We start from the raw sequence: 14,410 nt of genomic DNA, 5'->3' as shown, positions 1-14,410 counted from the left end.
AATGGAAATCCTTTTAATTACTTTTGGTTTTTTCATCGCTGTGATTTTCGCGATGTCTATCGGCTTTATCATCAAAGGCAAAACCATTAAAGGTAGCTGCGGTGGTATTACTGCCCTTGGTATGAAAAAAATGTGTGATTGCGAAGAGCCTTGCGATAACCTCAAAGCGAAAATTGCAGATGGTAGTGCGGATCCTGAAGAAGTGGCGCGTTTTAACAAAGGCGAACCGCAGTTTTATGAAGTAAAATAATGTAAGAGATTATTTGGAATATCAAGGCTATGTTGAGATTGGTGGTAGTTGAGATGCAATACGCTATGCTTTTAATCGCAATTTGATTAGTGATGGAGCTTTATGGCTTGAAATAGTACAAAATCACATTCTATCTGTTCATACTTATTATAAAGTGACAGCTGAAAAAAATTCTTAGCAAAATTTATGATGTTTATTATCCTTTATTCTTGCAATTATAAGAGAAGATGAAAACAAAGTGTTAGAACAGTTTGGATTAGATGTTAAACAGCAAAAAATCATTACTGATATTTTGTGTAAATATCCCGAAGTAGAGAAAGCGATTATTTATGGTTCTCGTACTAAGGTAAGCTATCGTGAAAGCTCTGATATTGATTTAACTTTAAAAGGTATAAATCTAATACAAACGATTTTAACTAAAATTTGGTTAGATCTTGATGAATCTAATAGTCCATATTTGTTTGATCTGTCCATCTATAGCCAATTAAGATAGTATAGGTAAAATCTTTTATCAAAAATAACGTAAATGCTCGGTTTTCCGAGCATTTTCCATATAACCAAATGTGCTTCGCCTTAACCGAAGTTACGGGAGAACTATGTTAAATTCAAACACTTACAATCAACACTTTCCTCAACTTTCCCCTGAACAACTTGCTGAAAACGCTAAGAAAAAAGTGATTATCGGTATGTCGGGCGGTGTGGATTCCTCTGTTTCTGCGTTTATTCTTCAACAACAAGGCTACCAAGTAGAAGGCTTGTTTATGAAAAACTGGGAAGAGGATGACGATACAGATCATTGCACTGCAGCAGCGGATTTAGCCGATGCTCAAGCGGTCGCGGATAAATTGGGGATGAAGCTGCATAAAATTAACTTTGCGGCGGAATACTGGGATAATGTGTTCGAGCATTTTTTAAGTGAATATAAAGCAGGCCGCACGCCGAACCCTGATATTTTGTGCAACAAAGAGATTAAATTCAAAGCCTTTTTAGAGTATGCGGCTGAAGATTTAGGGGCAAATTATATTGCCACTGGGCATTATGTTCGCCGTAGTGGGGACGATGTCAATGCACAATTATTACGTGGTTTAGATGAAAATAAAGACCAAAGTTACTTCCTCTATGCGTTAAATAAAAAGCAAATCGGGCAGAGTTTGTTCCCAGTGGGCGAAATTAAAAAGCCGATTGTACGTAAAATTGCTGAAGATCTTGGTTTAGCTACGGCAAAGAAAAAAGATTCTACGGGGATCTGCTTTATCGGCGAACGCAAATTTAAAGACTTTCTAGCCCGCTTCTTGCCTGCTCAACCCGGTGAAATTTGCACAGTGGACGGTAAAGTAATTGGTCGTCACGATGGCTTGATGTATCACACCCTCGGTCAGCGTAAAGGTTTAGGTATTGGCGGTGTGAAAGGTTTAAGCGAAGATCCGTTCTATGTGGTGGAAAAAGATTTAATCAACAATGTGTTAGTAGTCGCACAAGGGCACGACAATTCCGCCTTGCTTTCGACTGGTTTAATCGCCTCGCAACTCACTTGGGTGGATATGCAACCGTTGCGTGAAAATTTGCGTTGCACGGTGAAAACCCGCTACCGCCAAGCGGATATTCCGTGTGAAATTCAACCGCTTGATGACAATACCATCAAAGTGATTTTTGATGAGCCACAAATTGCAGTTACGCCAGGACAATCCGCCGTGTTCTACTTAGGCGAAATTTGCTTAGGTGGTGGCATTATTGAAACCCAGATTAAGTAGAGGAAAATATGTTAGATATTGTGTTATATGAACCTGAAATTCCGCAAAATAGTGGCAATATTATCCGACTTTGTGCAAACTGTGGTTTCCGTTTACATATGATTGAGCCACTTGGATTTACGTGGGACGATAAAAAATTAAAACGTTCTGGCTTGGATTATCACGAGTTTGTGGACATTAAAAAATATAAGAATTTCGAGGATTTTTTAGCAACGGCGAAGCCAAAACGTCTCTTTGCTTTAACTACAAAAGGGGAACCGAATCATAGCGATGTGCACTATGAACTGGGTGATTTTTTGATGTTCGGCCCTGAAAGCCGAGGCATCCCCAAAGATATTTTGGACACATTACCAATATCACAAAAAATTCGTATTCCGATGTGTAAAGATAGTCGCAGTATGAATTTATCGAACTCAGTTGCTGTGGTCGTTTATGAAGCGTGGCGACAATTCGGCTACGCAAATGCGGTACCTCGCCAAAATATTTAGGCTTGTAACCTATCACAATAATTCAATACATTTTTGCAAAAAGTGGTTAAAATCAGACCGCTTTTATTTTATCAATTAAGGAATAACAAATGACTAAACATTACGACTACGTTGCTATCGGCGGCGGTTCAGGCGGTATTGCTTCTATTAACCGTGCAGCAAGCTATGGTAAAAAATGTGCGATTATTGAAGCAAAACATTTAGGCGGAACTTGTGTAAACGTAGGCTGTGTGCCGAAAAAAGTGATGTTCTACGGTGCTCATATTGCGGATGCAATCAATCAATATGCGCCGGATTACGGTTTTGATGTAGAAGTGAAAGGCTTTGATTACGCAAAATTGGTAGAAAGCCGCCAAGCGTATATCGGTCGTATTCATACTTCATACAATAATGTATTAGCGAAAAATAATGTCGATGTCTTAAATGGTTTTGCACGTTTTAAAGATGCGAAAACGATTGAAGTGACTTATGCAGATGGCTCAACTGAATTAGTCACCGCAGATCACATTTTAATCGCGACAGGCGGTCGTCCAAGCATTCCAGCAATTGAAGGGGCTGAGTATGGTATCACTTCAGATGGTGTGTTTGCATTAAATGCATTGCCAAAACGCGTAGCGGTTGTAGGTGCGGGTTACATTGCGGTAGAAATCGCGGGCGTGTTTAATAGCTTAGGAACAGAAACGCATTTGTTTGTCCGCCAACATGCACCATTACGTAATCAAGATCCTTATATTTTAGAAGCCTTGATGCAAGTGATGGAACAAGATAGCATTCATTTACACACACATGCACTGCCAGAAAAAGTAGTGAAAAATGCCGATGGCTCACTCACATTAAAACTCAAAGATGGTCGAGAAACGATAGTAGATAGCCTTATTTGGGCAATCGGTCGTGAGCCTGCAACAGATGTGATCAATCTTGAAGTAACAGGTGTAAAAACAAACGAGCGTGGTCAAATCATCGTCGATAAATTCCAAAACACCAATGTAGAAGGTATTTACGCTGTGGGTGATATTATCGAAGGTGGTATTGAATTAACGCCGGTTGCAGTAGCTGCGGGTCGCCGTTTATCTGAGCGCCTATTCAATAATAAACCAAATGAACATTTAGATTACAACCTTGTGCCAACTGTCATATTCAGCCATCCGCCAATTGGCGCTGTTGGCTTAACCGAACCTCAAGCGATTGAACAATATGGCGAAGCAAACGTGAAAGTGTACAAATCTTCGTTCACGGCAATGTATACTGCAGTAACACAACATCGCCAACCTTGCCGAATGAAGTTAGTGTGTGTTGGACCAGAAGAGAAAGTTGTCGGTTTACATGGTATCGGCTTTGGGGTTGATGAGATGATTCAAGGATTTGCGGTAGCAATCAAAATGGGGGCAACCAAAGCAGACTTTGATAACACGGTGGCGATTCACCCAACAGGTTCAGAAGAATTTGTTACAATGCGTTAAAAAATATTATAAAATGAGCCGTTTTGGCTCATTTTATTTTTAACGGTTTATAAGGATATAAAATGAAAAAGATGTTGGTTTTAGGTGGGGTTGGTATTGCCTTTCTTGTTGCTTGTGATCGTTCAATTGAATCAAGATTACAACAAAATCCTTCAGATAATATGAAGCAATCTGCAACAACGAATGCAGAAGAAAAACCAGTGCAAGCGGTAGAAAAAAACGAAGAAACTGCAAAACCTGAAAAAGATCTTTTGCCTAAAGAAATTAAGAGTATAAAAGAGACTGAACTTCCAAAAGAGGTCATTCATAAAGAAATAGTGAATGAGTTGATCTCTGTTAATCAACCAATATCAGAAAAAGAACCCCAAATAACATCCGAAACGAATATTGCACCTGTAAAAAAAGCTTCCGAAATAAAAAAAGAAAACTCGAAGAAAGCCGCTCAGCCAGAAACAAAACTTTCTGTTAAATCAGAAATAAAATCGAACACTAGAGTTAGTGCGTTAGAGAAAAATGTCTCTAAGCCAACTCAATTATCTCAAAAAAATGTGGTAGTAAAAAAAAGAGCTGCAAAAAATATTAAATCAAAAGATGAGCATAATTTAACTTCTGTAATAGAGAATCAGAAAGTAAGCTTAGTAGATAATAAATCCAATAATGATGGAACATATGAGAATAGTCATTTAGTTAGTAACTTTACAGAAGAAGAGTTGAGGGTAGGCGCTCAGAGACCATTAACTAAAGATGAGATTCGATATTATAAAAGTCTATGTCGTTATGCCTATATGTCTGAACAAGATGTTATCGATAATCAATGTGAATCTAAGCAAGCAAATAGATAACAAAAATGGCTAAAAGAATTTAATCTTTTAGCCATTTTTATATCTGTATTTATTTAACCTTCACAGCTTGAGCAACTTAACAAGTTGCGGTTAAATACCTGTGCTGCACTCATTGAGTATTGGTAGTAAATTGATTTTAAACCTAACTCTTCTGCGGTTAAGTATAACTGGTTCAAATCTTTTGCAGGTGTTGCAGGATGAACCATAATGTTAATACTTTGGCCTTGGTCGATGTATTTTTGGCGTTGTGCTGCTTGTTGAATAACGCTTAACTGGCTGATTTCAGAGAAGGTTTTGAATACCTCCTTCTCTTCATCGGTTAATTGTGCTAAATGTTGCACAGAGCCATCATTATGTAAGATAGATTCCCAAATTTCTTCGTTATCTAAGCCTTTTTCTTTGAGTAATTTCTCTAAGAATGGATTCTTGTAAATAGTTTTGATCTTCGCTAAATCTTTCACATAGTAGTTTGATTTAAACGGCTCAACGGATGGTGACACGCTGCCCAAAATAAAACTACTTGATTTGGTTGGTGCAATTGACATCAATGTCGTATTGCGGCGACCATACCCTTTTAAAATTTCAGGCTCACCAAAACGTTGTGCTAGTTCTTGTGATGCTTTCAACGTTTTCTCTTGTAAAGTACGGAACACTTCGTTGTTTTTTTGCATTGCTTGGAAGCTATCAAACGCAATGTTGTTCGCTTGCAAGTAACTATGCCAACCTAATACGCCTAAGCCTAATGCACGATGGCGACGAGCAAACTTATTCGCACGATGTAAGAATGGAATTTCGTTACTTTTCTCAATAAATTCGCTCATTACCACATCTAAGAAATAAGTTAATACTTCAGGAGCATCTGTGTCCTTCCACTCATCAAAATAGAGCAAATTCATAGAAGATAAGCAACAAACGAAACTCTCATCTGAGCTGGATGGCAACATAATTTCAGTACACAAGTTTGAAGCGTGAACCGTCATATTTTTATCTTTATAGACATCAGGGCGACCTGCGTTCGCATTATCTTTAAAGAATAAATATGGAATCCCAGTTTCGGTTTTGCGTTGTAGTAATTTTGCCCAAAGCTGGCGTTTGTATGGATCGCCTGATTTCATTGATTCTAACCAATCGTGTCCTACACAAACGCCGTAGTACATCAATTGGATTGGATTACCTTCAGTGTGAATGTCTAACCACTCATCAATATCGCCGTGTTCGATGTCGATATAGCCCGCAAATTGACCTTTACGTGATGTACCTTGTGAAATCACATCAATTACAGTATCAAATAGCTTGCTGAAGTTAAATGAACCGTCCGATTTACCATTATTTTTGATAGCAGAACCACGTGGACGAATATCACCAAAATAACCTGATGTACCGCCGCCAATTTTGCTCATCATCCCCACTTCTGCAGTGGTTTCCATAATTTCATGGATTGAGTCACCAATGTAGCTACCAAAACAAGAAATTGGCAAACCGCGATCTAAACCAAAGTTAGACCAAATTGGAGAAGAGAGTGAAAAATAGCCTCGAGCCATATAGTGATAGAATTTATCCGCATAGCCTTCAATGCCAAGTTTACGTTCAGCGTGTTCAGCAATATAACGAATACGGTCTAAAGCGGTTGTGCCCTCAAGCAAGTAACCACGTTGTAAGAATAAACGGCTATCTTCATTTAGCCATGCAAAATCGGGGCGAGAATTAGAATAAATCATCTGCGGTAATCTGTTTCATTTTTTTACTATAATCGGTACTACGTTTGTTAAAGAAATCTGTTTCTTTCGTTGAAAGAATTTCAATATCAAACCACTCAGTTTCTTTTAATAACTCAGGATTGATGTCGTATGGAGGCTCTAAACCTAATGTCGTTAATGAGTTGTTATAGCGGCTTTTAATATAATTAAGCACAGTTTCTTTGCTAATAAAGCTCAAATCACCGTCTTCAAAAATCCAATCTAAAATGCCTTTTTCAGCCTCAAATGCTTGATCAGATAAAGTTTTTAATTCAACAAAGAACTCGTCTGTAAATAATTCTGAATGCTCATCACGTAAAATTTCGTATAACGCAATTCCAAATTTACCGTGAATTTCTTCTTCTTTTGAAGTTGCTTCAACCGCGTTTGAAATGCCTTTAAACAAGTTTTTATGTTTATTGAACGACATCATAATTAAGAACTGACCAAATAGCGAAATATGCTCAACAAACAGTGAGAAAAGCACTAATGAAAGCACAAACTCGCCTTTGCCCGCGTCTTTATCTTTCATAAACGCTTCCATATAGCGGATACGGTTCATAAGTGGTTCAATCTCTTGAATTTGGCTAAACATCTCGTTTAAACCGAGTTTTTCGAGTAAGAATGAATAAGCATCTTTGTGGCGAACTTCTGATTCAGCAAAAGTACCGCCCACATCGTCCATTTCAGGTTTTGGGAAATAACGATAGAGCTCACCCCAGAAACGTTTTACATTCACTTCTACCTGTGAAATCGCCAGCATTGCGCGTGTTAAAACGTGGCGTTCATGGTCGCTAATAGTGGCGCGATAATCTTGAATATCACCTGTAAAATTGAACTCGGTGTGTAACCAATATGAGTGGCGGATAGCATCTTTAAACTCAAGCAGTTCTGGGTATTCGTATGGCTTGATGTTCAAGCGCTTTTCAAAAAGATTACGTCTTTTCATACTTTGCTCTATCTTTTCCATAATTTAATTGAGGGAGAAACTGGGCGAGGATTCTAGGTAATTTCTTTGGTAAGAACAAGTCTTGACAAATCACTATTTTTAATAGTTTATTGATTTATAAAGGAAAAAATCTTTTAGATAAATTCATTCTATATCTTGTGTTTGAATTGGTGTGAAAGTACAAGATATTGTGTTGTTTAATCTTGTAGATATCTTATGCGGATTTTCAAACTTTTATAGGAAATTAAAGCAAAATCATTTGATTTGTAGTATTATCTCGCCATTTTTCACACTTATTACAAGTGGTTATATTTCTAAAATCGTTTGCAAAGCGCTCAAAAAATTTAACCGCTTTTAACCAATAAAACTATGCAAAAAAATGTTTACTCAGGGCGATTTTCCGTTGCCCCTATGTTGGATTGGACCACGCGTCATTGTCGTTATTTTCATCGCCAATTTAGCCAACATGCTTTGCTTTATACCGAAATGATCACCGCTCCAGCAATCATTCACGCCAAATATGATCTGTTGGAGTATAATCCTGCTGAAAACCCAGTAGCATTGCAATTAGGCGGAAGCGATCCAAAACAGCTGGCACATTGTGCAAAATTGGTAGAAGAACGCGGTTATGCGGAAGTGAATTTAAACGTAGGTTGCCCGTCTGATCGCGTACAAAATGGCATGTTTGGTGCCTGTTTGATGGGTAAAGCCGATTTAGTTGCAGACTGCATTAAAGCAATGCAAGATGCAGTCCAAATCCCTGTCACTGTTAAACATCGCATCGGGATTAACGATTTAGACAACTACGAATTTCTCTGCGATTTTATCGAAAAAGTGCAACCTTATTCGAACGATTTTATCGTGCACGCTCGTAAAGCATGGCTTTCTGGCTTAAGCCCGAAAGAAAATCGAGAAATTCCACCGCTTGATTATGAGCGCGTTTATCAGCTCAAGCGTGATTTTTCACATCTTAACATCTCCATCAATGGCGGTATTAAGACCATTGAAGAAATTAAACATCATCTTCAATTCGTTGATGGTGTGATGGTAGGGCGCGAGGCTTATCAAAATCCTTCATTATTGGGAGAAATTGACTCGCAAATTTTTGGCGAAAATCGACCGCTTGTCACTGCCCGAGAAGCAGTGGAAAAGATGTTGCCTTATATTGAAAAGGAATTAGCGAAAGGCGTTTACCTCAATCACATTGTTCGCCATATGCTTGGTGCATTCCAAAATTGCAAAGGAGCAAGACAGTGGCGCCGCCATTTAAGCGAAAATGCGTGCAAAGCGGGCGCGAATATCTCGGTAATGGAAGATGCGTTGAAGTTTGTAGAGAACACAACGTTCTAAAGAAAATTCTATTTTTTTTGTTGCATAAATTCCCTATGCTGCCTACTTTGGAATGGCACGATTTTCACCTCCTCTCCTTCTTCTAAAAGTTGGTAGAATTGCGGGTAGTTAAAAATGCTGTTTTGGTCATTTTCAAGATATTGCTCGGCATACAAGCGGTTGATTTCTCGAATTTTTTCCTCTTTTGTACCGTTGCAGCTAGTGTAGCTTTCGATATGATTATTTTCGTCTAAAATATAGACGTGAAAGCATCCATTTTTGCCATCTTCAAAGAAGAATTGTAAGAAGCCTTCGCTGGCGAAATCATTGATTTCACTTGGGTAAACCACCACGCGATTTTCACCTTTTTTGCTTAAATGGCTTAATGTAGTAAGACGTTTTACTTTTTCGACCGCTTGTTCTGCTACAGGTTTAATTTTTACATTCTTATCGCTAAACACGAGCTGCCAAGTTCTGCCTGCCACTTTCACCGTATTAAATGTATTCGCATAAATCGATCCTGTTTGTACTGAAATGCAGCGATGCACCAGATCCGCGATGGTTTCCCGCAACTCGCTGCGGAACTGTTTGCTATAACAGAACACATTGACCGATTGCGGAGGTGCTGAATCGCGGTAGATTTTGTTGGAAAGCAACTTCAACGCATTCAAAACTGCTTGCTCGCCCTCAAAATGTTGGGTACGGATTTCATTCCACATATTGCGGTAGATAATGCTCACGCTGCCCACCAAATTTTGCTCAAAAGCATTAAAACTGAATAAGTCGCTGGAGTGGAAATCGCGGCGAATATCGGCAAAGTGTTGCGTTGGGTCGTTTGTCAGGTTAATCGCTAAAATAAGGCTACGAATTTCGTTTGGATGCAATAATTCATTTTCGCTGATTTTCGGAGCAGAAACGGGGAAAAAGAGTCGTAGATCGGTAATAAATTGACGAAGTTTCTGTAAATCAATATGTCGGCTAACCACGTGTAATTTGGTACTCACGGTAATCACGCCGTTGAAATATGCCCACGCCACCAGTTTATGCAAATTTTTGTTGTATTGCACAAAGCGCTGTGAGGAGTCGTAGGTACTTTTAGGTGATTGGTTAATCAAATACCAACCCGCTTTCATTGCCGAACCTTCTTGGGCTTCAATAAAAGTAATATTTTGTTCCGATAAATCAGGCGTAATATGCGGATTTAGCAAGGTGACTTTACCAGGCAGCATTTCAAAAACTGAATAGAGCTTACGCATTAAAATGTCGGTATCGTTCGTCATGATGCTTGGATCAATATGGAATTTACGGGCAAAATTGATTAAATTGCGATAACTTTGTAAAAGCTGTTCTACCAGCATTTTATCTTGCACGATTGCCTGTTTCATCTTCCACTTTGGGCGATCGTTTAATAATGCAATCTGTTGTGCATTCCAGCCCCAATGCTTAATTAAGGCTTGTAATTCACGCTCACGCCAGTTGTATAGTACTTTTCCTTCTTTGGCTTTGAGGTAAAAACATTGACGCAAGCGGTCTAATCTTGATAATTCTTTGCGATCTTTAAGGTAATCTGTTACTTGCTCAAGCATTGCCAAATAAGGGTCGAAGTGATAATGCTCCGTTTTGTTGTCCAATAGTTTTTGCTTAAATTGTTTTGAAATAAGCTTGGTTTCTGGGTAGGTTTGGGCGTAGCTTTCCAACAACAAAATTTTGATTGCCGACTTGTAAGGGCTTTCGATCCCTTTATAAAGCTGCCATAAACTTGCTCCAAAAAATTCGGAGGTAGAAAGTGAGGAAAAATCACCGAAATCGATCCATTCGTTCAGATCTATTTTTTTTGATTTAATCGCTTTTTTATAGGCATTATCAGGTAAATGCAACCAAAGTAGGCGTTTACCCGCCAGGCGAACTGCTGAACGATAAAACTCATCAAGTAAGAAAAAATGTTGTGCTGAGCCACTGTGCTCTTCGCTTACGCCGTAGTTATGGTGATTATCTTTGAAGCATTCTGGGTTCATCAAATAGAAATTGACTTCAATGCCTAACCCTTTCGCCCATTGGGTTAATTTGGCTAGTTTTTGCTCGATAAGTTGGTAAGCCTCTTGGTTCAACTCTTGAGAATAGCAAAGCCATAAATCTAAATCAGATTTAGTTGTTTGCACGATAGAGCCTGTACTTCCCATTGAATAAAGCCCATCAAAGGCGTAATCAGTAACTTCTTTGCGTTCGGTTTCAGAAATAAGAGTATTAAAAAAACGTTTCTGATAGGGATTAAACGTAAATTTGGCGAGCCCATGTGGGGCATTTTCGACATAGGCAGGAAGTTCGGGTAGGTTATAATGCAACAGCAGAGGTAATAAATAAAAAACGTGCTTAAAGTGGGTATTATTTGATGCCAATGCACGCTGAATACGATGTTGATCTAACGCATCAATTTTCTCAATTGCTTGAGCCAGCATTGCATCAATATGATGAGAACGATCTGAATGCGTGGTGATTGACGTTAGATTTTTCACTTCCTAATCCCTTCTAGTGGATTTTAAGAACCAAGTTACAGGTTAAAATTTGGAATAACTCTAACAGTTTAAACAAAAAAGTAAAGATAAAGCCAATTGCTTCAAGTAAGAAGATTGATTTTGCCCAAACAACAGCTCGGATCACATAAACAATTCGTTAAAGTGGTTCAGAGAAAGCATAAAATTGTGTAAAATAGCCAAGTTTTTCTAGATTTTCATACAGTTTTGTTGAAAGTTTGAACGATTTGTTATATTTCCAAGCACTTAAAGGATAAAAGATGAAAAGAGTCGTTATTACAGGTTTAGGTATTATTTCTAGTATTGGTAACAACAAAGAAGAAGTTTTAGCTTCATTAAAAGAAGGTAAATCAGGGATTGAATTTGTACCTGAATTTGCAGAAGTGGGTATGCGTAGCCAAGTAGCGGGTACCGTAAAATTAAATCCTGCCGAGTTAATCGACCGCAAAATTTATCGCTTTATGGGCGATGCGGCAGCTTATGCATACCTTTCAATGAAAGAAGCGATTGCAGATTCTGGCTTAATCGAAGAACAGGTTTCAAATGACCGCACAGGTTTAGTGATCGGTGCAGGCACAGGTTCTGCACATAGCCAATTAGTCGCATGTGATGCGGTGCGTGGCCCACGTGGTGTGAAAGCAGTGGGACCTTATGCGGTAACTAAAACCATGGCTTCAAGTGTTTCAGCTTGTTTAGCGACTCCTTACAAAATCCGTGGTGTGAACTACTCAATCAGCTCTGCTTGTGCAACTTCGGCTCACTGTATCGGTCACGCGATGGAGTTAATCCAATTAGGCAAACAAGATGTGGTTTTCGCAGGTGGTGCGGAAGAACTTTCTTGGGAGTGTGCAACTGAATTCGACGCAATGGGTGCAGTTTCAACCAAATATAATGACACCCCAACCAAAGCAAGCCGTGCTTATGATGCAAACCGTGATGGTTTCGTGATCGCAGGCGGTGGTGCAGTTGTTGTGGTTGAAGAGTTAGAACACGCTTTAGCTCGTGGTGCGAAAATTTACGCAGAAATCGTAGGCTATGGTGCAACTTCAGACGGTTACGATATGGTTGCCCCAAGCGGTGAAGGCGCTGAGCGTTGTATGAAACAAGCGATGGCAACTGTAAATGGTGAAATTGAATACATCAACGTACACGGTACTTCAACCCCAGTAGGTGATGTGAAAGAGTTAGGTGCAATCAAAAACGTATTTGGCGAAAAAACACCTGCGATTTCATCAACTAAATCAATGACGGGTCACTCATTAGGTGCTGCTGGTGCACACGAAGCAATCTACTCATTATTGATGTTAGACAATGGCTTCATTGCACCAAGCATCAACATTGAAACATTAGATGAACAAGCGCAAGGTTTAAACATCGTGACAGAACGCCAAGACAAAGCATTGACAACCGTAATGTCAAATAGCTTCGGTTTCGGTGGTACAAACGCTTGTTTAGTGTTCCAAAAATATAATGGTTAATTGGTAAATTATCCAAAGAAAATGCCCGCTTATAGCGGGCATTTTGCATATTATTCCATTTATCTATGAAAGAAAATCATCGTCCACGGCAATACATAGGCTTGGAGTATGGTAAGTAAGCCTAAGAACGTGCAGAAAATCAAACTATATTTAATCGTAAAGCGGAATAAGTCGGACTCTTTGCCTTCTAAGCCCACTGCTGCACAGGCAATCGCAATAGATTGCGGTGAAATCATTTTGCCTGTTACCCCACCAATTGTATTGGCTGCAACTGTCAGTTCAGGTGTTACACCAAGTTGGGTTGCAGTATTCGCTTGTAATGAACCGAACAAGGCATTTGCCGAGGTGTCTGAACCTGTTAAGAAAACGCCCAACCAGCCCAAGAATGGAGAGAAGAATGGGAAGGTTGCGCCCGTTGCCGCTAACACTAACGCCAAGGTGGAAGACAAGCCTGAATAGTTTGCCACAAATGCAAAGCCTAACACTAAGCCGATAGTTAAGATGGAAAGCTTAAGCTCTTTGAGTGTTTCCACAAAAGTTTCGACCACTTGTGCAGGTTTCATTTTGAGTAAAATCGCGGAAATAATCGCAGCTAACAAAATGGATGTACCAACTGCACCAAGAAAGTCGATTTTGAAAATGGCCGCATAAGGTGTAGGTTCGTTCACGATTGGCGCGGCTTTCAACACTAGATTGTGCAAGGCCGGCCATTCAAATTGAATGGTAGCGAAAGAGAGGACGGCTTTCACATCTTTTAACGTCCACACGCTCACACACACGGTCAAAATCGCAAATGGCGACCACGCAAGAATTACTTGCCCTGAAGTGTAGTCCGATTTGGTTTGGCGTGTCGGCTGTTTCGTTCCTTCAAAGGTGAAGATCTCTTTCGGCTGCCATTTTTTCAAGAATGTGGTTAATGCTAGCAAACTCACTAATGAGGCGGTAATATCAGGCAATTCAGGCCCGATAAAGTTGGTGGTGAGGAATAAGGTCAAGGCAAATGAACCACCCGCCACTAATGCTGCTGGGAAGGTTTGTTTTAAGCCACGCCAGCCGTCAATCATCACCATTAACCAGAATGGGACGATAATCGCTAAAATCGGTAACTGACGACCTGCAATTTGCCCGATGTGGAACGGATCGAGGTTCGATACTTGCCCAGCGACTAGCACAGGAATGCCCATCGCTCCAAAGGCAACTGGTGCGGTGTTTGCTACCAGCACAAGCCCGTAGCGTAAAGCGGTCTAAAACCTAAGCCAACCAACAAAGCCGCAGTGATTGCCACTGGCGCACCAAAACCCGCTGCTCCTTCAAGGAATGCCCCGAATGAGAAGCCAACCAATAAGAGTTGCAAACGTTGGTCTTCTGTAATGGAAATCACAGAAGCACGAATAATATCAAACTGCCCTGTTTTAACGGTAAGCTTGTAGAGGAACACTGCAGTGACGATAATCCACGCAATCGGCCATAAGCCGTAAGCAAAGCCATATACAGCTGAAGAGGCTGCCATCGAAACAGGCATACCAAAGCCAACAATCGCCACGCCCAGCGTGATAAGCAACGTAATCAGGCCCGCCATATAGCCTTTCATTTTCA

Annotated in this window: 11 protein-coding genes and 1 pseudogene; 8 read left to right on the top strand and 4 right to left on the bottom strand. The window is 39.8% G+C overall.

Features of this window, described 5'->3' with window-relative positions; all coding sequences use genetic code 11:
- The first annotated feature begins 1 nt into the window (after position 1).
- The 6 genes from nqrM to DPV92_RS08350 all read left to right on the top strand — a co-directional run bounded on the left by nqrM (position 2) and on the right by DPV92_RS08350 (position 4,791).
- The gene (gene nqrM, locus DPV92_RS08375; protein WP_111354472.1) at positions 2-250 is read left to right on the top strand and encodes a (Na+)-NQR maturation NqrM; all 249 of its coding nucleotides are present in this window, start codon (positions 2-4) and stop codon (positions 248-250) included.
- A gap of 238 nt (positions 251-488) precedes the next feature.
- Complete coding sequence (locus DPV92_RS08370; RefSeq protein ID WP_111354471.1) at positions 489-743, top strand: nucleotidyltransferase domain-containing protein; 255 nt, start codon at positions 489-491, stop codon at positions 741-743.
- 103 nt (positions 744-846) lie between these two features.
- Complete coding sequence (gene mnmA, locus DPV92_RS08365; RefSeq protein ID WP_111354470.1) at positions 847-2,001, top strand: tRNA 2-thiouridine(34) synthase MnmA; 1,155 nt, start codon at positions 847-849, stop codon at positions 1,999-2,001.
- A gap of 8 nt (positions 2,002-2,009) precedes the next feature.
- Positions 2,010-2,489 carry a tRNA (uridine(34)/cytosine(34)/5-carboxymethylaminomethyluridine(34)-2'-O)-methyltransferase TrmL gene (gene trmL, locus DPV92_RS08360; protein WP_111354469.1) on the top strand — a complete coding sequence of 160 codons (480 nt, stop codon included), beginning with the start codon at positions 2,010-2,012 and terminating at the stop codon, positions 2,487-2,489.
- Between the two features lie 89 nt (positions 2,490-2,578).
- Positions 2,579-3,949 carry a glutathione-disulfide reductase gene (gorA, locus tag DPV92_RS08355; protein WP_111354468.1) on the top strand — a complete coding sequence of 457 codons (1,371 nt, stop codon included), beginning with the start codon at positions 2,579-2,581 and terminating at the stop codon, positions 3,947-3,949.
- Between the two features lie 62 nt (positions 3,950-4,011).
- Complete coding sequence (locus DPV92_RS08350; protein WP_111354467.1) at positions 4,012-4,791, top strand: hypothetical protein; 780 nt, start codon at positions 4,012-4,014, stop codon at positions 4,789-4,791.
- 53 nt (positions 4,792-4,844) lie between these two features.
- Here DPV92_RS08350 and DPV92_RS08345 read toward each other — a convergent pair whose 3' ends face one another.
- Both DPV92_RS08345 and DPV92_RS08340 read right to left on the bottom strand, forming a co-directional pair.
- Positions 4,845-6,509, bottom strand: coding sequence for a ribonucleoside-diphosphate reductase subunit alpha (locus DPV92_RS08345; protein ID WP_111354466.1), 1,665 nt, complete (start codon positions 6,507-6,509; stop codon positions 4,845-4,847).
- A complete protein-coding gene (locus DPV92_RS08340; protein WP_111354465.1) occupies positions 6,496-7,476 on the bottom strand; it encodes a ribonucleotide-diphosphate reductase subunit beta in 981 nt (326 codons plus the stop codon). The genes DPV92_RS08345 and DPV92_RS08340 overlap by 14 nt, the downstream gene beginning before the upstream one ends.
- Positions 7,477-7,845: 369 nt before the next feature.
- Between DPV92_RS08340 and dusA the strand changes: the two genes are divergently transcribed.
- Positions 7,846-8,826, top strand: a complete 981-nt coding sequence (gene dusA, locus DPV92_RS08335; protein WP_111354464.1) for a tRNA dihydrouridine(20/20a) synthase DusA — start codon at positions 7,846-7,848, stop codon at positions 8,824-8,826.
- A gap of 8 nt (positions 8,827-8,834) precedes the next feature.
- Here dusA and DPV92_RS08330 read toward each other — a convergent pair whose 3' ends face one another.
- Positions 8,835-11,261: a class I adenylate cyclase gene (locus DPV92_RS08330; protein WP_111354515.1), complete on the bottom strand. Its 2,427-nt coding sequence runs from the start codon at positions 11,259-11,261 to the stop codon at positions 8,835-8,837.
- Positions 11,262-11,596: 335 nt separating this feature from the next.
- Here DPV92_RS08330 and fabB point away from each other — a divergent pair, with 335 nt between their 5' ends.
- Positions 11,597-12,814 (top strand): beta-ketoacyl-ACP synthase I, encoded by a 1,218-nt coding sequence (gene fabB, locus DPV92_RS08325; protein WP_005709644.1) that lies wholly within the window; start codon positions 11,597-11,599, stop codon positions 12,812-12,814.
- Between the two features lie 59 nt (positions 12,815-12,873).
- On the opposite strand, the pseudogene DPV92_RS08320 reads toward fabB, so the two are convergent.
- Positions 12,874-14,405: pseudogene (locus DPV92_RS08320) on the bottom strand (lactate permease LctP family transporter).
- Positions 14,406-14,410: the final 5 nt, after the last annotated feature.

The sequence above is a fragment of the Pseudohaemophilus paraphrohaemolyticus genome, assembly GCF_003253115.1.
GTDB lineage: Bacteria > Pseudomonadota > Gammaproteobacteria > Enterobacterales > Pasteurellaceae > Haemophilus_A > Haemophilus_A paraphrohaemolyticus_A.
The sequence above is the reverse complement of the archived record's forward strand: the minus strand, read 5'-3'. Positions and strand labels throughout refer to the sequence as shown.

Coding starts and splice junctions, on each gene's coding strand:
- nqrM (WP_111354472.1), top strand. CDS start 2: ATGGAAATCCTTTTAATTACTTTTGGTTTTTTCATCGCTGTGATTTTC.
- mnmA (WP_111354470.1), top strand. CDS start 847: ATGTTAAATTCAAACACTTACAATCAACACTTTCCTCAACTTTCCCCT.
- trmL (WP_111354469.1), top strand. CDS start 2,010: ATGTTAGATATTGTGTTATATGAACCTGAAATTCCGCAAAATAGTGGC.
- gorA (WP_111354468.1), top strand. CDS start 2,579: ATGACTAAACATTACGACTACGTTGCTATCGGCGGCGGTTCAGGCGGT.
- DPV92_RS08350 (WP_111354467.1), top strand. CDS start 4,012: ATGAAAAAGATGTTGGTTTTAGGTGGGGTTGGTATTGCCTTTCTTGTT.
- DPV92_RS08345 (WP_111354466.1), bottom strand. CDS start 6,509: ATGATTTATTCTAATTCTCGCCCCGATTTTGCATGGCTAAATGAAGAT.
- DPV92_RS08340 (WP_111354465.1), bottom strand. CDS start 7,476: ATGAAAAGACGTAATCTTTTTGAAAAGCGCTTGAACATCAAGCCATAC.
- dusA (WP_111354464.1), top strand. CDS start 7,846: ATGCAAAAAAATGTTTACTCAGGGCGATTTTCCGTTGCCCCTATGTTG.
- DPV92_RS08330 (WP_111354515.1), bottom strand. CDS start 11,261: ATGCTGGCTCAAGCAATTGAGAAAATTGATGCGTTAGATCAACATCGT.
- fabB (WP_005709644.1), top strand. CDS start 11,597: ATGAAAAGAGTCGTTATTACAGGTTTAGGTATTATTTCTAGTATTGGT.